This is a genomic window from Leifsonia sp. NPDC056824 (assembly GCF_042789575.1).
Classification (GTDB): domain Bacteria; phylum Actinomycetota; class Actinomycetes; order Actinomycetales; family Microbacteriaceae; genus Leifsonia.
In genome coordinates this window covers 102769-119804 of record NZ_JBHUAV010000005.1, presented here as the reverse complement: position 1 = coordinate 119804, position 17036 = coordinate 102769, and the positions used below count along the sequence as shown (strand labels likewise).

Genomic DNA, 17036 nt, shown 5'->3' with positions numbered 1-17036 from the left:
GCTCGCCCCGTCACCGCACGTACCCGGTGGTGGCGCGCAGCAGGATCGCGAGCTTGGTGCCGTTCGGCACCCGCACCCGGCGCACCAGGAGCTCGGCAGCGGGGGTCCTTCTGATCCGGTCGCTCAGCTCGGAGAACAGGCCGTGGGCGGCGGCGATCGCGCGCCGGCAGTTCTCCGGCAGCTCCGGGATGGCGTCGGCGGCGGCGCCCAGGTCGCAGTCGATGTCCACCACGAGAGCGAGCTTCTGCCGCTCGGTGAGGCGCGCGGGATCGATGCCAGGAAAGTAGCTGCGGCCGAGCTCGGCGTAGTCGACGGCGAGGTCGCGCAGGAAGTTGATCTTCTGGAACGCCGCACCGAGCCGCCGCGCACCGGCCTCCAGCCGGCGCCGGGTCGGGTCCGGCACGGGCGAGTCGGCGAGGAAGACGGCGAGGCACATCAGGCCGACGACCTCCGCGGAGCCGTAGACGTAGGCGCTGAGCTCGTCCGCGGTGAAGTCCACCGGGTCGAGGTCGCGGCGCATGGAGGCGAAGAACGGCCGGGTCAGCTCGGCGCCGAAGCCGGCCGAGCGCGCCGTCCGGGCGAAGGCGTGCACGACGACGTTGGCGCTGTAGCCGGTGCGCAGCGCCTGCTCGGTGTCGTCCTCCAGGGCGGCGAGCACCTCCCTGATCTGGTCGGTGGTCAGCCCGGCCTCCGCCGCCGCCCCGTCGACGATCTCGTCGGCGACCCGGACGAGCGCGTAGACGTCCTCGACCCGCGGCCGGACGGAGGGCGACAGCAGCCGCGTCGCCATCCCGAACGAGGTGGAGTACTCGTGGATGATCGTGGCGGCGCTGCGGTGCGCGGCCCGGCCGTAAAGCGTCAGGTCGGTGTCGGAGACAGGGGCGGAGGGCCCCTCTGGGGAGGTCTCCGACGCCGACGGCTCTGTTCGCGTCATGCCGTCCTCCCGACGCAGCCGAGGGCGACGCGGGTCAGCGTCGCGGCGAGCGCGGACGGCAGCAGGGGCGTGTCCAGGGTGGCGACGGCCGCAGCGACGTGGTCGGCCAGGAGGCGCTCGGCGAAGACGCGCGCTCCGCAGCGCTCGAGGCCCCTGGCCAGCTCCGCCGTCGCGTCGGGGCCGAGGTCGTCGCGCCCGAACAGCGGCTCCAGGTCGGGCCACTGCGCCGTTCCGCGGGCGAAGGCGATGAGCGTCGTCTCCTTACCCTGCTTCAGGTCGCCGACCACGGTCTTGCCCGTCACGGTCTCGTCGCCGTACACCCCGAGCAGGTCGTCGCCGAGCTGGAAGGCGACGCCGACGAGCCGGCCGTAGCCGGCCAGTAGCTCGACGACCTCGTCGTCCGCGCCCGCGAGGAGGGCGCCGGCGGCGAGCGGCCCGGACACCGAGTACTCCGCGGTCTTGTACGCGGTCATCGCGAGGACGTCGGGCAGCCCGCTCGCGGACATCCCGGTGGCCAGTCCGACATCCGCCAGCTCGCCGGCGGCGGTGACGAAGACGGACCGGTCGATCAGGTCGAGCAGCCGGGAGCGGGTGGCCTCCCCGACCCGCAGCCGCGCGACGCGCTGGGCGGCGGCGTGCAGCAGCAGGTCGCCGGCGAGGATGGCCGCCGACTCGCCCCAGAGCCGGGCGCGGGGGCCGCCGGCTCCCCGGAAGAGGGCGTCGGCGCTGAACTCGCCGGCGACGTTCGGACGGCCGCGACGCACCGTGTCGCCGTCGATCACGTCGTCGTGCAGCAGGAAGGCGCTGTGCAGGAGCTCGAAGGCGAGCGCGGTCTGGACGGCTGCGGTGCGGTCTTCGACCTCGCCGCGGCCGAAGCCGGCCAGGCCGTGGAACGCCGACAGCACCAGCCGGGGCCGGAGCCGCTTGCCGCCGCGGGAGGACTCCCCCGTGGCCTGCCAGAGGCGGGTGTACTCCTCGCCGTACGTCGCGGCGTCGCGTTCGCGGGCGCTGAGGAAGGCGGTCAGCTCGCTCTCGACGGAGTGCAGGTCCTCGTCGACGGGGTCGGGGGCCGGGACCTCCGCGACAGTGTGCTGCTCCGTGAGTTCCGGGCGAAGCTGGGTCATTTCGACCTCCTTTACCTAGCCTGGTTAGCAAATAACTTAGCACGCTTCTTACAAGGGGCAATAGGATGTGCGCATGAGTTCCAAGGAGGAGGCCCGGCGCATCTCCGGGTCACTGATCGATCCGCGTGTCATCGACCCGCGGCAGGAGCTCGTGCGCCACGACGACCTGAGCGACGAAGAGCTGCAGGAGGTCATCGGCGTCCTCGACGCCGTCCGCGGCTGGCGGGAGGCCGAGCAGCGCCTCAGCTTCGAGTCCCGCACCGCGATGCAGCTCAACGAGACCGACATGAAGGCGCTGCGCTACATCATCGCGTCGATGAACGCCAACGTCGCGGTGACCGCGGGCGCGCTCGCCGAGCACCTGCACATCTCGACCGCGTCCGTCACCAAGCTGCTCGACCGGCTCGAGCGCGCCGGTCACATCGTGCGCAAGCCGCACCCCACCGATCGCCGCGCGGTCACGGTCGAGATCACCCCGGAGACCCACCGCCAGGTGCGCCGCACGATGGGCCTGCAGCACGCACGGCGCTTCGAGGTCGCCAGGGCGCTCAGCCCCCAGGAGCGCGAGGTCGTGACGCGGTTCCTCCACGACCTCAGCGCGACGACCCTGGTCACGGCTCCGCCGGAGTGACGCCTTCCGACCGCTCGGCGCGCGCGGCCCGCTCGGCCTCCACAACGATCCGCTCGGCCATCCCGGCGAAGATGATCCCGTGGAACGGCAGGATGGCCAGCCAGTACAGCCGGCCGGCGAGCCCCTGCGGGAAGAACACGGCGCGCTGGCGGTAGCGGGACCCCGCTCCCTCCGCTGTGACGCCCAGCTCCAGCCAGGCGAGGCCCGGCACCCGCATCTCGGCGCGCAGCCGCAACGCCGAGCCGCGCTCGATCGCCTCGACGCGCCACCAGTCGAGGGCGTCTCCGGTCTGCAGGCGATCGGCGTCACGCCGGCCGCGGCGCAGGCCGACCCCGCCGGCCAGCTTGTCCAGCCAGCCGCGCAGCGCCCAGGCGAGCGGGAAGGAGTACCAGCCGCGGTCGCCGCCGATCCCCTCGATCACCCGCCAGAGTTCCGCGGGCGGCGCGGTGCTGGTCCGCTCGCGCACATCGGTGTAGACGGTGTGGCCCGACCAGTCCGGGTCGCTCGGCAGCGGATCGCTGGGCGCGCCGGACACCGAGGCGTCCTGCCAGCTCGTCTCGACGGTCCCGGCACGCAGCCGCGCCAGCGCCAGGCGGACGGACGCGCGGTAGCGGGTGAGGCCGCCCTCCGGCGGGGCGATGACGGCGTCGATGTCGTGCTCGCGCATCACGCAGTCGTACTGCAGCGACTCGATGATCGGCACGGCGAGCGCCCGCGGGATCGGCGTGACCAGGTTCACCCACTGCGACGCCAGCCACGGGGTGAACACCGGCAGCGACGCGATCGGCCGTTGCCGCAGACCGGCCTCCAGCGCGTAGCCGTTCATCATCTGCCCGTAGCGGAGGATGTCGGGGCCGCCGATGTCGAAGGCGCGGGACACCTCCGGCGGCAGCTCGGCGGCCGCCAGCAGGTAGTGCAGCACGTCGCGCACCGCGATCGGCTGGATGCGGTTGCGGACCCACCGCGGCGCCGGCATGTAGGGGAGGACGTCGGTGAGCTGCCGGATCATCTCGAACGACGCCGAGCCGGAGCCGATGACGACGCCGGCCTGCAGCACGACCGTCGGCACGCCAGAGTCCAGGAGGATGCGGCCGACGGCGACGCGCGAGCGCAGGTGCCGCGAGAGCGGGCCGTCCGGGTGCAGCGCGCCGAGATAGACGATGCGGCTCACGCCGGCCGCCGCCGACGCCTCGGCGACGGACCGCGCGCCGTCCGCCTCCTCCTCGTCGAAGTCGCCGGTCGCGCGCATGGAGTGCACGAGGTAGTAGACGATGTCGACATCGCGCACGGCCTCCTCGACCGACGCCCGGTCGTGCAGGTCGCCCCTCACCACCTCCACGTCCGGCGCCCAGGGCACGTCGGTGAGCTTGAGCGGCGACCGCACCAGCACCCGCACCCGGTAACCGCGCTCCAGGAGGCGGGGCACCAGCCGGCCGCCGATGTAGCCGGTGGCGCCGGTGACGAGGACGCGTCGAGGTTCCACCGTGCGACCATACCCCCGGCGCACGAAAAAACCGCAGGGCCGTTTTCTCGCGCCGAATGCATGCATTCACCGGGATTCAGGTACGGTTTTCGCATGGGCAAGCTCGTTTACGGTGGTTCGACGGAGATCGGATTCGAGGACAGGGTCCTCGCACACCTGCAGATCGTCGTCGGGCTCAAGCTGCGGCGCAAAGAGGGCTTCTTCTTCTCCTGGCGCGACGAGCAGGGCGTCGGCGACGGCCGCAGCGCCATCTGGGTCGACCCGGCCATCCCCCTGCTGTTCCGCTACAGCGGCGGACGGCCGCCGATGATCAACAAGAAGTGGCTGGAAGCGCTCACCCTGTCCTCCAACAGCGCACAGGGCCTCCAGCTCACCGAGGAGATCGGCGCGCTCGGCGCCGACGAGGTCAACGCCGACTCGCCTCCCGGCCGCTGATCCAGTAAGGCTTGAACGTCTCCCAGCCCGCGCCTAGTGTTGGCCGTGAACATGGCAGATGGGAGGCGCGCCATGGCACCGGAATCAGAAGACCCGCTCGTCGCTGCCGCTCCGGCGGAAGCGCCCGTGGCGGAGACCGTCGCCGCCCCCGCGGACGCGGAGGCCGGTGCGGATGAGGCCGCCCCCGGGGACCGTCCCGGGGACATCCCGTTCGACGAGGCGGTCGCGATAAACGAGAACCCCGAGCTCGGCTGAGCCCGGGGTTCCCCTGGTCGTGGTCTCTGCGCCGACTCAGCGCAGGTATTCGAGCAGCTCGGGGCTGCGCAGGCGCTTGAGGCTGCGGGTCTCGAGCTGACGCACGCGCTCGCGGGTGATGCCGTAGACCGCGCCGACCTCGTCGAGGGTCATCGGCTTCTGGCCGTCCAGGCCGAAGCGCATCCGGACGACCTTGGCGTCGCGGGGCGGCAGTTCGCGCAGGCGCTCCTCCAGGTCACGGTGACGGAACTCGACCTCCACCGACTCCGACGGGCCGGGGGCGTCGCCGTCCTCGATCAGGTCGCCGAGCTCTGCGCCCTCGTTCTCGCCGACCGGCACGGCCAGCGACACGGTCTCGGAGTCGCTCATCCGCAGCTTGTGCACCTCGGCCGGGGTCAGGTTGGCGGCCTCCGCCATCTCCTCCAGCGTGGGCGTGCGGCCCAGCTCGCCGCCGAGGTCGCGGCGGATGCGGTCCAGCTTGTCGATCTTCTCCACCGTGTGCACCGGGATGCGGATCAGGCGGGCGGTGTCGGCGATGCCGCGCAGGATGGACTGGCGGATCCACCAGGTGGCGTAGGTGGAGAACTTGTTGCCCGTGCGGTAGTCGAACTTCTCGACGGCGCGCACCAGGCCGAGGTTGCCCTCCTGGATCAGGTCCATCACCGCGAGGCCGCGGCCGGCGTAGCGCTTGGCGATGCTGACGACGAGGCGGAGGTTCGCCTCGATGAAGCGCTCGAAGGCGCGCTTGCCGTCGTCGGCCAGGTACTGCAGCTCGCGCTTCTCGCGCGGCGTCAGTCCGGGGCGGGTGGCGAGACGCTCACCGGCGAGGACGCCGACCTCGATCCGCTTGGCCAGGGAGACTTCCTCGTCCGCCGTCAGCAGGCGGGTCCTTCCGATGGAATTGAGGTAGTCGCGAACTGGATCATTGGTCACTTCGAGCGTCGTCATCGTGTCATCCCATCCCATCGTGCGCAGGCGTTTTCTGCCTCGATTCGTGGGTACAGGCAATCAGAATGCTCACACCCCCAACAAGGGGTTGACAACGGTGGTAGTGCCAGCTAGGCGTGTCGCTTGCTATGGCGCAATCACTAGCTTGTCAAGGGCCTAGCGCCAGAACCGGACGCTCGTACCGTCACGGCAATGAGCGTGAATTCATCCGATTCCCAGGGTTCCGGTGATTTTTCGGGTCCGGCGGGCCTCAAGACCATCCGCACCCGCATCCCTGCGCGGTTGGACCGCCTCCCCTGGTCGCACTTCCACTGGCTCGTCGTCGTCGGGCTCGGGACGGTGTGGATCCTGGACGGGCTCGAGGTCACCATCGTCGGTGCGATCGCCAGCCGCCTGACCGAGAAGGCCTCCGGACTCGGACTGACCACCCCGCAGGTCGGCCTCGCCGCGGCGATCTACGTCGCCGGCGCGTGCGTCGGCGCCCTGGTCTTCGGCTACCTGACCGACCGGTTCGGCCGCAAGAAGCTCTTCATCGTCACGCTCGGCCTCTACCTGCTCGCGACCGTGCTCACGGCGTTCTCGGTCGCTCCGTGGATGTTCTTCGTGTTCCGGTTCTTCACCGGCGCGGGCATCGGCGGCGAGTACGCGGCGATCAACTCCGCGATCGACGAGCTCATCCCCGCCCGCCGCCGCGGGGTCGTGGACCTCGCCATCAACGGGTCGTACTGGCTCGGAACCGCCTTCGGCGCCGTCCTCACGGTGTTCCTGCTGAACACCGCGATCTTCCCGGCGAACATCGGCTGGCGCATCGCCTTCGGCCTCGGCGCGGTGCTGGGACTGGTCATCCTGCTGGTCCGCAGGAACGTGCCGGAGTCGCCGCGCTGGATGTTCATCCACGGCTGCGACCAGGCAGCGGAGAAAGAGGTCGCCGAGATCGAGCGCGGCATCGAGAAGGAGACCGGCTCCGAGCTCGAGACCGTGCCGGACGACCAGGAGATCGAGATCCGCCAGCGCCGCTCGACCGGGTTCGGCGAGATCATCCGGGTGGGCATCCACCAGTACCCGAAGCGGTCGATCCTCGGGCTGTCGCTGTTCATCGGCCAGGCGTTCCTCTACAACGCGGTGTTCTTCACGTACGCGCTGGTGCTGACGAACCTGCTGAAGGTGCCCGCCGACGTCGCGCCGTGGTCCCTGCTCCCGATCGCGGTCGGCAACTTCCTCGGGCCGCTGCTGCTCGGCCGGCTGTTCGACTCCGTGGGCCGCCGGTTCATGATCACGCTGTCCTACGTCGGCTCCGGCGTGCTGCTCGTCGGCACCGCCCTGCTGTTCTCCGCCGGCGCGCTCAACGCCGTCGGGCTGACGGCCTGCTGGGTGGTCGTGTTCTTCTTCGCCTCGGCGGGCGCCAGCGCGGCCTACCTGACGGTGAGCGAGATCTTCCCGATGGAGACCCGTGCGATGGCGATCGCGTTCTTCTACGCGGTCGGCACGGCGGCGGGCGGCATCATCGGGCCGATCCTGTTCGGCCAGCTCATCGGCGGCGGGGTCCAGGCGATCTCGCTCGGGTACTACATCGGCGCCGGGCTGATGATCGCGGCGGGGCTGGTCGAGCTGTTCCTCGGCGTGGACGCGGAGGGGAAGTCGCTGGAGGACATCGCGGCGCCGCTGTCGGCGGAGACGCCGGCGCAGTCGGCGGCGAAGCGGTAGGCCGCGAAGCGGGAGGGCGTCAGGCCAGTAGGTCCAGCAGCGCCGGCTCGGGGGCGCGACCGCCGCGGGTGTCGATGACCTCCCCGGCCCGGTACCGGTCGAACACGCGCGGGTCGATGTAGCTGTTGCGCGCGATGGTCGGCGTGTTGCCGAGGGCGTCGGCGGCCTCGGCCACCGCGGCCGTCACCCGCTTCGCGCGCTGCGCCTCCCTGTCCGCGACGCCCAGCCCGGCGAGCGCCTCCGCCGCGACGATCGTGCCGTGCAGGGTGCGGAAGTCCTTGGCCGTGAACTCGCCGCCGGTCTGCCGCTGGATGTACTCGTTCAGCGACGCCGGACGGATCGTGTGCCAGGTGCCGTCCTTCCAGGACAGCAGCCGGGAGCGCTGGCCGCGCACCGCCACGATCTCCGCGAACAGCGCGGCCAGGTCGGCGTCCTCGATCGTGCTCGCCCACTTCTGCGCCGACTTGGCCGGGAAGGTCAGGGTCACCTCGTCGCCGTCGATCGCCGCGTGCCGGCAGAGCAGCGTGGTCAGCCCGCGGCTGCCGTTGGCGTGCAGGTACTCCTCGCTGCCGATCCGCAAGGAGCCGAGGTCGATGACGCGGAACGCCGCCGCGAGGATGCGGTCGCGTCCGAACCCCTCCTGCCGCAGGTCCATCGTGACCTTGCGGCGAGCGCCGGGCAGCGTCTCCGCGAGCTGGGCGGCCCGCTCGAACTTGATCCGGTCCTGATGCAGCCGCCACGACTCGTGATACAGGTACTGCCGCCTGCCGGCCGCGTCCGTCCCCACCGCCTGGATGTGGCCGCGGGCGTCCGGCGAGATCCAGACGTCCTGCCAGGCGGGCGGGATGACGAGCGAGCGGATGCGCTCCAGTTCGCGCTCGTCGACGATGCGGTTGCCCGACTCGTCCTGGTACACCGGGCCCTTCGCGGTGCTGCGGCGGGCGTAGCCGGGCCCGGCGGGGTCGCTGCGGCGCAGGCGCGTCACGCGGGTTTCTTGGCCTTCTTCGCGGGCGCCTTCTTCTCCGCCGCGCTCGTCCCCTTGGTAGCCGGCTTCTTCTCGTCCGCCGCCGAGGACCCGCCTCCCCTGCTGCGCTCGACGCTGCGCTGCAGCGCCTCCATCAGGTCGATGACCTCGCCGCCGCCCTTCTTCGCCTCCTCCGCCTCCTCGCCGAATGTGACGGCGGTGTCGATGCTCTCGCCCTGCTCCAGCTTCGCGTCGATCAGCCTGCGCAGCTCCTCCTGGTACTCGTCGCTGAACTTCTCCGGCTCGAAATCGCCCGCGAAGCTCTCCATCAGGGCGGAGGACAGCGACAGCTCCCGCTCGGTGATCCGCGGCGTCGTCTCCAGCGACGGGAACTCGGCCGCCCTGATCTCGTCGTGCCAGAGCATCGTCTGCAGCACCAGGACGTTGCCGCGCACCCGCAGCGCGCCGAGCCGGGTCTTCTGCCGCAGCGCGAAGTTGACGATCGCGGTGCGGTCCTCGTCCTCCAGCGTCTTGCGCAGCAGCGCGTACGCCTTGAGCGACTTGGAGTCCGGCTCCAGGTAGTAGCTGCGGTCGAACATGAGCGGGTCGAGCTGGTCGTTCGGCACGAACTCGACCACGTCGATCTCGCGGCTGCGCTCGGCGGGCAGCGACTCCAGGTCCTCCGGCGTCAGGATGACCGTCCGCTCGCCGTCGTCGTACGCCTTCGCGATGTGCTCGTACGGGATCGTCTTGCCGTCGATCTCGCACACGCGCTTGTACCGGATGCGCCCGCCGTCGGCGTCGTGCACCTGGTGCAGCGCGACATCGTGGTCCTCGGTCGCGCTGTAGACCTTCACCGGCACATTGACCAGCCCGAAGGTGATGGCTCCCGTCCATATGGCCCTCATGGGACCATCGTGTCCGCGCGACCGCGGAAAAACAACAGGGGAAACGGTATCTGCCGCGGGACGGCGCGGGCGCGTACGGTGATCGCATGGTTGCGGAGGACACCGAGACGGTCTCGATCGACGGCCACCGGCTGCGGCTGACGAACCTCGACAAGGTCATGTACCCGGAGACCGGGACCACCAAGGCCGACGTCATCGGCTACTACAATGCGATCGCCGAGGCGATGATCCCGCACACCCGCGACCGCATCGCCACCCGCAAGCGCTGGGTGCACGGGGTCGGGACGCCGGAGCATCCCGGGCAGGTGTTCTTCCAGAAGAACCTCGACCCGGCCTCCACCCCGGGGTGGGTGAAGCAGCGCACGATCACGCACAAGACCAGCGCGAACACCTACCCGCTGGTGAACGACACGGCGACACTGGTCTGGCTCGCCCAGATCGCCTCGCTGGAGCTGCATGTGCCGCAGTGGCGCGTGGGCCGCGGCGAGACGCGGCACAACCCGGACCGGCTGGTGCTCGACCTCGACCCGGGCGACGGCGCGACGCTGCAGGACTGCGCGGAGGTCGCCCGGCTGGCCCGCGCCATCCTCGCCGACATGGGGCTCGACCCGCTGCCGGTGACGAGCGGGTCCAAGGGCATCCACCTGTACGCGCCGCTCGACGGCTCGCAGACCAGCGACCAGGTCTCCGCGGTCGCGCACGAGCTGGCGCGCGCACTGGAGGCCGACCATCCCCACCTCGTCGTCAGCGACATGAAGAAGGCGCTGCGCACGGGGAAGGTGCTGGTCGACTGGAGCCAGAACAACGGCGCCAAGACCACGATCGCGCCGTACTCGCTGCGCGGGCGGTTCCGGCCGACGGTCGCGGCGCCGCGGACCTGGCGGGAGCTGGCCTCGAAGGACCTGCGGCAGCTGGAGTACCCCGAGGTGCTGGAGCGCGTGAAGCGCCGCGGCGATCCGCTCGCCGACCTGTCGGTCGGGCGCGCGGCGGCCGAAGGGACCGACCGACTGACGACCTACCGCTCCAAGCGCGACGCCGACAAGACCCCGGAGCCGGTGCCGGAGGTCAGCCCGGACGCCGCCGACGGCCGCTCGTTCGTCATCCAGGAGCACCACGCCCGGCGGCTGCACTGGGACTTCCGCCTCCAGCACGACGGCGTGCTCGTCAGCTGGGCGCTGCCGAAGGGGCCTCCGACCGACCCGAAGCAGAACCATCTCGCCGTGCATGTGGAGGATCACCCGCTGGAGTACGGCACGTTCGCCGGCGACATCCCGCACGGCGAGTACGGCGCGGGCCACGTCGACATCTGGGACCACGGCGAATACGAGGTGGAGAAGTGGCGCGACGACGAGGTGATCGCGACGCTGCACGGGCAGCCGGACGGCGGCCTCGGGGGCGAGCCGCGGAAGTTCGCGCTCATCGCGACGAAGCAGGGCGGGGACGAGAAGAACTGGCTCATCCACCTGATGAAGGAGGCGGGTTCGGGGAAGACCGCGGCGAAGCCCGCGGCCGAACCCGAGAAGAAGAGCACCGCGAAGCCCATCACCGACACCCCGGTCTCCCCCATGCTCGCCACGCTCGGCTCCCGCGCCGACATCCACGACGAGTCCGAGTGGGCGTTCGAGATGAAGTGGGACGGCATCCGCGCCATCGCCGTCGTGCGCGACGGCGCCCTGCGCCTGACCACCCGCAACGGCAACGACGTCACCGCCACCTACCCCGACCTCGCCGGCCTGGTCGGCCTCGCGGGCGACCACGACCTGATCCTCGACGGCGAGATCGTCACGCTCGACCCGAAGGGCCGGCCCGACTTCGGCCTCCTGCAGACCCGGATGGGCCTCACCCGTCCGGCGGAGGTGCGCGCCGCGGCCGAGCGCGCGCCCGCGAACTACTTCGTCTTCGACCTCCTGGAGCTCGACGGGACCGACCTCCGGAAGAAGACCTACGACGAGCGCCGCGCCGTGCTGCAGGACACCCTCCGCCCGCCCAAGGACGACCCGGTGCAGGTGCCGCCCGCTTTCGCCGGCGACGTCGACCACGCCATCTCCTCCTCGAAGGAGCTGGGCCTGGAGGGCGTCATGGCGAAACAGCGCGACGGCACCTATGCGACCGGACGGCGCTCCCGCACCTGGATCAAGATCAAGCACCACCTCGCACAGGAGGTCGTCATCGGCGGCTGGACCCCCGGCAACGGCCGCCGCGCGAACGGCATCGGCGCGCTGCTGCTCGGCATCCCGGACGGCGACGGGCTGCGCTACGTGGGCAAGGTGGGCACCGGCTTCACCGACGCGATGCTCGACGACCTGGCGAAGAAGCTCGCCGCGCACCCGCGCGCGACTCCGCCGCTGGAGGGCGTCCCCTCGCTCGACGCGCGCGGCGCCCACTGGGTGCGGCCGGAGTACGTCGGGGAGGTCGAGTTCGCCGAGTGGACCGGCACCGACCGGCTGCGTCAGCCGTCCTGGCGGGGCCTGCGGCCCGACAAGCGCGTCGACCAGGTGGTCAAGGAGAACTGACCGCGCTGCGGCCGGGAAGGTGTGCTGACCGACGCCCGGTCGGGCGGTAGGATCGTCGTCGTGACCACGCACATCATCGCTGAGCCCCGCACCGAGAACGAGATCGATGACGAGCACGGCGGGCTCGTCCGCAGCCTGAGCGCCACCGTGCCGCCCATGCTCGGCAACCTGCTCGCGACCCTCGTCGTGCTGGTCACCCTCGTGCTCGGCGTCATCAGCCTGGTCGCGACCTGGTCGGGCAACGCGGAGGCCTTCCTCCCGCTCTTCCAGGTGACCGTCGCCGGCACCGTCGTGTCGCTCAACGCGCTCTACGCGCGCCGCACCTTCAGCTACGTCATCACGCTGATCGGCGCCATCCTCTGGCTCTGGGTCTCCGTCACCCCGTTCATGCCGTTCTTCCAGGTGGTCCTCCAGGCCGTCACCGTCACGATCATGCTGTTCGGCGTCGTCTTCTCGCTCGCAGCGGTGACGCTCAGCAAAAAGCCGCGCTTCTGAGCGCCGGGCAGGCTCCGGGCACCAAGGAGCCCGACGATACGAGCGAGCCGCGGCTCGCGCACGCCAAGCACTTCGTCGACCTCAGCCCGCTGAGGGAGTCGCCGGCGTTCGCCCGGCTCTGGATCGGCGGCGCCGTCTCCGGCATCGGCAGCCAGATGACGATCGTGGCCGTCGGCCTCAACATCTACGACCTCACCCACTCGACGCTGGCCGTCGCGCTCGTCGCGCTGTTCGCGCTCGGGCCGATGATCGTCTTCGGGCTGTACGGCGGTGTGCTCGCCGACGCGTTCGACCGGAGGAAGGTCGCCCTCGTGACCGCGATCGTCGCGTGGGCCTCCACGGCCGGGATCGCGGTGCTCGCCTGGCTGCACGTCGAGGTGGTGTGGCCGCTCTACGTCCTCACGACGATCAACGCGGTGGCCGCGGTGATGATCGGCGCCACCCGGCAGGCGATCACGCCGCGCCTGCTGCCCGCGCGGCTGCTGCCCGCGGCGAGCGCGCTCGGCGGGATGAGCATGGGCGTGATGGTCACCGTCGGACCCGCGCTCGCCGGCCTCCTGGTCGCGAGCGTCGGCATCCCGTGGACGTACACGGTCGACGTCATCCTGTTCACCGCGGCGTTCCTCGGCATCTTCACGCTGCCCTCCATCGTGCCGGAGGGCGAGCGGCAGAGCGCCGGGCTGTCCTCCGTGCTGCAGGGGCTTCGGTTCCTGAAGTCGGCGCCGAACCTGTCGATGACCTTCGTGCTCGACCTGATCGCGATGACGTTCGGCCAGCCGCGGGCGCTGTTCCCGGCGGTCGGCGCGCTGCTCATCGGCGGCGGCCCGGTGACGGTCGGCATCCTGACCGCCGCCGGCGCGGTGGGCACCTTGGTGTCCAGCGTCTTCTCCGGCCGGCTCGGCGGAGTCCGGTGGCAGGGGCGCGCGGTGGAGCGGGCGATCATCGTCTACGGCGCAGCGATCCTCGGCTTCGGCATCGTGCTCGCGGTCGTCGCCTTCAGCGGGACGACCGGCGGCAGCGCGTCGATCGCCGACGCGAACCTCCCCGCGCTGATCGCGGCCACGGTGCTGCTCGCGGCTTCCGGCGCGGCCGACAACGTCAGCTCGATCTTCCGGATGACCATCCTGCAGGCGTCGGCGCCCGACGTCATGCGCGGGAGGCTGCAGGGCGTGTTCACCGTGGTGGTGACCGGCGGCCCGCGGCTCGGCGACCTCTACATCGGCGTGCTCGCGCTCAGCGGCGCCCTCTGGTTCCCTCCGCTGCTCGGCGGCCTCCTGATCGTGGTGCTCGTCGCGACCATCGTCCGCATCCGCAGCACCTTCCGCGCCTACGACGCCCTCGCCCCCACCCCCTGAACCCCCTTCCCTCCATCGCCGAGGGGCACGTTAACGCCCCTAAAATCGCGTTTTAGGGGCGTTAACGTGCCCCTCGGCGGATAGAGATCAGCTCAGCGGGTGCGGATGCGGCGGGCGAGGCGGGGGTAGTCGATGACGAGGCCGTCCTCGTCGACGCCGAGATCGGCGGTGAAGCCGCTGCCGACGCTGCGGTAGCGGACGACGGAGCGCCCGGCCCCGGCGTCGAACGGCTCGGCCGCGCTGTACGCCTGCCGGCTGGCGACCACCGCCAGCGACGGGAGGTCCACCCACGCCATCGTGAGCTCGGTCTCCTCCAGCCCCGCCAGCGCCCCCAGCCGGAGGATGGGCATCGTGTTCGTGACCGGGCAGAGCGCCAGGTCGCAGTCGAGCGCGCCGTCTAGGCTCCCGGCGTCCACGATCCCCGGAGCCGCCATCGGCTCGTCGTGGAAGCGGTCGTCGCCGTGCGTGTACGACTCCGCGGCCCAGCGGCCGTGCCCGTCGCGGGTGAGGACGAGCCAACGGGTGAACCCGCGGCCGTCGACCGCGACCGACAGCCGGGAGGTCACCCAGCCCGGCCCGGTCTCCAGCGCCCAGCTCGTGACGTAGTCCGTCGTGCGGGAGGTGCCGAGCGCGTCCAACCGGTCGGGCGCGAAGGTGACGACGGCCGCCTCCAGCCGCTCCGGGTCCTCGTCGCCGACCCACTCCACATGCCGCACCGCTCCGCGCATGGCGTCCTCCGTCGCTCGTGCGGCCGCTGAGGAGGCCGCCCGAGCAGCACGATACGCCCCGGACCCGCCCGCGGTCAGGCGGCGATCGGCCTCCCGGGCAGCGGCTCGGGCGCGGGCGGCCCGACGTAGCGCGACGACGGCCGCAGGATCTTGCCGTCCGCCGCCTGCTCCAGGATGTGCGCGGTCCAGCCGACGACACGCGCCACCGCGAACGTCGGTGTGAACAGCTCGCGCGGGATGCCGCACAGCTCCATCACGACGCCCGCGTAGAACTCGACGTTCGTGTGCAGCCCGCGCCCCGGCTTGAGCTCCTCGAGGAGCTGCTGGACGCGCTCCTCCACCCGCACCGCGAAGTCCACCCGCTCGCCGCCGAAGCCCTGCGCGACCTCCCGCAGCAGCACCGACCGCGGGTCCTCCGTGCGATAGACCGCGTGGCCGAAGCCCATCACCCGGCCGCCGGAGCGCACGGTCTCGGTGATCCATCCGTCGATCCGGTCGGGCGTCCCGATCGCGTCGAGGGTGTCCAGTGCGCGGCTGGGCGCGCCGCCGTGCAGTGGGCCGGACAGGGCACCGAGCGCGCCGTCCACCGCCGCCGCGACATCCGCACCCGTCGATGCGATCACCCGGGCGGTGAAGGTGGAGGCGTTGAAGCCGTGGTCGATCGCGGCCGTCAGGTAGGCGCTGAGCGCGTGCTCGTGCGCGGCGTCCGGCGTGCGGCCGGTGATCAGGCGCAGGTACTCGGCGACGTGGCCGAGGTCGTCGCGCGGCTCCGGCGGCGTCCGGCCCTCCGCGTGCGCGTGCAGCGACGCGAGCAGCACGGGCGTGACCGCGGCGACCCGGATCGCGTCGTGCAGCCGGGCGTCCTCGTCCTGGTCGTAGACGGGACGCATGCCGTCGGCGGCGGCGACCGCGGCGAGCGCCATCCGCAGCCCCGCCAGCGCGTCGTGCGCCGTCAGCCGCGCGATGGCGGGCAGCAGCTCGCTGACCGGCTCCGGGAGGCGGCGCGCCTCGGCGATCCGCGCCCGGAACGCCGCCAGCTCCTGCGCGGACGGCAGCTCACCGAACAGCAGCAGATACCAGGCGTCCTCGAACGTGCGCTCGCGCGCCAGGTCGATGGCCGAGTACTGGCGGTAGTGGTAGAAGCCCTCCTGGCCGCGGACGTCGCCGAGCGCCGTGGTGGCGGCGACGACATTGGTCAGTCCGCGCGGGACGTCGATGAGGGTGTCGTTCATGCGGTCCATGCCAGTAGTGTGAACGTGGATTGTACGCACGTCAACGTTGATCGGATCAATATGAGCGACCTCCCGCGGCTCACCGCCGAGCAGACCGCCGAGCGCCTCGGCGTCAAACGGGAGACGCTGTACGCGTACGTCGCGCGCGGCCTGCTCACCCGCGAGCGCACCGCGGCCGGTTCGAGCTTCGACCCGCTGGAGGTGGAGGCCTTCGCCTCGGCACGCCGCCGCAGCGCCGCCCCCGCGCCGGCGCGCTCGGAGGGCCGCCCGCTGATGGTGATCGAGACGGACTTCGCGCTGATCGACGACGGCGAGCTGTACTACCGCGGCCGCCCCGCCGCGGAGCTGGCGCGGGAGCCGTTCGAGGTCGTCGCGCACTGGGCGCTCACCGGGCGGTGGGAGGCGTCGGTGCGCTTCGCGCCCGGCGCCGGGCTGGACGCCGCCCGCAGGGTCGCGGACGCCCTGCCGCCCGGCGCGGGCGACCGCGACCGACAGCTGGTCGCGGTCACGGCGCTGGCGGCGGCCGACCCGCTCCGCACCTCCCTCGATCCGGAGGCCGTGGCGGGCGCCGCCGAACGGCTGATCGCGGGCATGGTGGCAGTGCTGCCGCTGAAGTCTGCGCCCGCCGGCCCGGCCCTCGCCGGCGAGCTCTGGTCGCGCCTCTCCCCGCAGCCCCCATCCGCCGAAGCCCTCCGTACCCTCGACGCCGCCCTGGTCCTCCTGCTCGACCACGACCTCGCCGTCTCCACCCTCGCGGCCCGCGCCGCCGCGTCCGCGCGCGCGACCCCGTACGCCGTGGTCGTGGCCGGCCTCGGCGCGCTCGACTCGCCGCTGCACGGCAACGCCAGCCGCGCCGCCCACCGGATGCTCGCCCGGGTCGCCGCCGGCGAGGAGCCCGCCCGGGTCGTCGCGGACGCCGTAGTCGACGGCCGCGGTCCCGTCCCCGGCTTCGGCCAGCCGCTCTACCCCGTCGGCGACCCGCGTGCACGCATCCTGCTCGGGATGCTCGCCGGCATCCCCGGCGCCGAACCGGTGGTGGCGGCCGTCGACGCCCTGGCCGCCCTGCTGCGCGACCGCACCGGCGCCGCCCCGAACGTGGACCTCGCCCTCGCTGCCCTCTCCCTCACCGCCGGCATGCCCGACGACGCCGGCGAGGTCATCTTCGCGACCGCACGCACCGCCGGCTGGATCGTCCACGCCCTCGCCGAATACCGCGAACCCCCGCTCCGCCTCCGCCCCGTCGGCCGCTACACCCCGCCGAGGGGGGGGGGGTGTGGGGGGGGGGCCCCCCCCCCAGACGGGGGGAGGAAGGGGGGCGGGGGCGCGC

General features: G+C 72.0%; 16 protein-coding genes. 8 read left to right on the top strand and 8 right to left on the bottom strand.

What is annotated here, in order from left to right:
• Nucleotides 1–10 precede the first annotated feature (10 nt).
• Nucleotides 11–934, bottom strand: a complete 924-nt coding sequence (locus ACFRFH_RS17550) for a phytoene/squalene synthase family protein (RefSeq protein WP_382464281.1) — start codon at nt 932–934, stop codon at nt 11–13.
• Nucleotides 931–2058: a polyprenyl synthetase family protein gene (locus ACFRFH_RS17545; RefSeq protein ID WP_382464280.1), complete on the bottom strand. Its 1128-nt coding sequence runs from the start codon at nt 2056–2058 to the stop codon at nt 931–933. The genes ACFRFH_RS17550 and ACFRFH_RS17545 overlap by 4 nt, the downstream gene beginning before the upstream one ends.
• A gap of 73 nt (nt 2059–2131) precedes the next feature.
• On the opposite strand from ACFRFH_RS17545, the gene ACFRFH_RS17540 reads away from it, so the two are divergent.
• Nucleotides 2132–2689, top strand: a complete 558-nt coding sequence (locus tag ACFRFH_RS17540; RefSeq protein WP_382464279.1) for a MarR family winged helix-turn-helix transcriptional regulator — start codon at nt 2132–2134, stop codon at nt 2687–2689.
• Here the strand turns inward: ACFRFH_RS17540 and ACFRFH_RS17535 are convergent.
• On the bottom strand, nt 2670–4172 hold the full coding sequence (locus ACFRFH_RS17535) for an SDR family oxidoreductase (protein ID WP_382464278.1): 1503 nt from the start codon (nt 4170–4172) through the stop codon (nt 2670–2672). The genes ACFRFH_RS17540 and ACFRFH_RS17535 overlap by 20 nt on opposite strands.
• Before the next feature lie 93 nt (nt 4173–4265).
• Here ACFRFH_RS17535 and ACFRFH_RS17530 point away from each other — a divergent pair, with 93 nt between their 5' ends.
• Together ACFRFH_RS17530 and ACFRFH_RS17525 are read left to right on the top strand one after the other, a co-directional pair.
• A complete protein-coding gene (locus ACFRFH_RS17530) occupies nt 4266–4607 on the top strand; it encodes an ATP-dependent DNA ligase (RefSeq protein ID WP_382464277.1) in 342 nt (113 codons plus the stop codon).
• Nucleotides 4608–4679: 72 nt separating this feature from the next.
• The gene (locus ACFRFH_RS17525; RefSeq protein ID WP_382464276.1) at nt 4680–4862 is read left to right on the top strand and encodes a hypothetical protein; all 183 of its coding nucleotides are present in this window, start codon (nt 4680–4682) and stop codon (nt 4860–4862) included.
• 36 nt (nt 4863–4898) lie between these two features.
• Here ACFRFH_RS17525 and ACFRFH_RS17520 read toward each other — a convergent pair whose 3' ends face one another.
• Nucleotides 4899–5810, bottom strand: coding sequence for a sigma-70 family RNA polymerase sigma factor (locus ACFRFH_RS17520; RefSeq protein WP_382464275.1), 912 nt, complete (start codon nt 5808–5810; stop codon nt 4899–4901).
• A gap of 282 nt (nt 5811–6092) precedes the next feature.
• On the opposite strand from ACFRFH_RS17520, the gene ACFRFH_RS17515 reads away from it, so the two are divergent.
• On the top strand, nt 6093–7514 hold the full coding sequence (locus ACFRFH_RS17515; RefSeq protein WP_382464405.1) for an MFS transporter: 1422 nt from the start codon (nt 6093–6095) through the stop codon (nt 7512–7514).
• A 19-nt stretch (nt 7515–7533) separates the two neighbouring features.
• On the opposite strand, the gene ACFRFH_RS17510 is transcribed toward ACFRFH_RS17515, so the two are convergent.
• Both ACFRFH_RS17510 and ACFRFH_RS17505 read right to left on the bottom strand, forming a co-directional pair.
• On the bottom strand, nt 7534–8499 hold the full coding sequence (locus ACFRFH_RS17510; protein ID WP_382464274.1) for a DNA topoisomerase IB: 966 nt from the start codon (nt 8497–8499) through the stop codon (nt 7534–7536).
• Entirely contained in the window at nt 8496–9386 is an 891-nt protein-coding gene (locus ACFRFH_RS17505; RefSeq protein ID WP_382464273.1) for a Ku protein, read from the bottom strand. The genes ACFRFH_RS17510 and ACFRFH_RS17505 overlap by 4 nt, the downstream gene beginning before the upstream one ends.
• A gap of 86 nt (nt 9387–9472) precedes the next feature.
• Between ACFRFH_RS17505 and ACFRFH_RS17500 the strand changes: the two genes are divergently transcribed.
• The 3 genes from ACFRFH_RS17500 to ACFRFH_RS17490 all read left to right on the top strand — a co-directional run bounded on the left by ACFRFH_RS17500 (nt 9473) and on the right by ACFRFH_RS17490 (nt 13749).
• Entirely contained in the window at nt 9473–11899 is a 2427-nt protein-coding gene (locus ACFRFH_RS17500; RefSeq protein ID WP_382464272.1) for an ATP-dependent DNA ligase, read from the top strand.
• 60 nt (nt 11900–11959) lie between these two features.
• Nucleotides 11960–12394, top strand: coding sequence for a hypothetical protein (locus ACFRFH_RS17495; protein ID WP_382464271.1), 435 nt, complete (start codon nt 11960–11962; stop codon nt 12392–12394).
• Nucleotides 12395–12483: 89 nt separating this feature from the next.
• Entirely contained in the window at nt 12484–13749 is a 1266-nt protein-coding gene (locus tag ACFRFH_RS17490) for an MFS transporter (RefSeq protein ID WP_382464404.1), read from the top strand.
• 92 nt (nt 13750–13841) lie between these two features.
• On the opposite strand, the gene ACFRFH_RS17485 is transcribed toward ACFRFH_RS17490, so the two are convergent.
• Entirely contained in the window at nt 13842–14477 is a 636-nt protein-coding gene (locus tag ACFRFH_RS17485) for a putative glycolipid-binding domain-containing protein (protein ID WP_382464270.1), read from the bottom strand.
• 74 nt (nt 14478–14551) lie between these two features.
• Nucleotides 14552–15718, bottom strand: a complete 1167-nt coding sequence (locus tag ACFRFH_RS17480) for a citrate synthase (RefSeq protein ID WP_382464269.1) — start codon at nt 15716–15718, stop codon at nt 14552–14554.
• Between the two features lie 51 nt (nt 15719–15769).
• On the opposite strand from ACFRFH_RS17480, the gene ACFRFH_RS17475 reads away from it, so the two are divergent.
• Nucleotides 15770–17036, top strand: a 1267-nt coding sequence (locus ACFRFH_RS17475; protein WP_382464268.1) for a citrate/2-methylcitrate synthase, incomplete at its 3' end; no start/stop codon positions are given.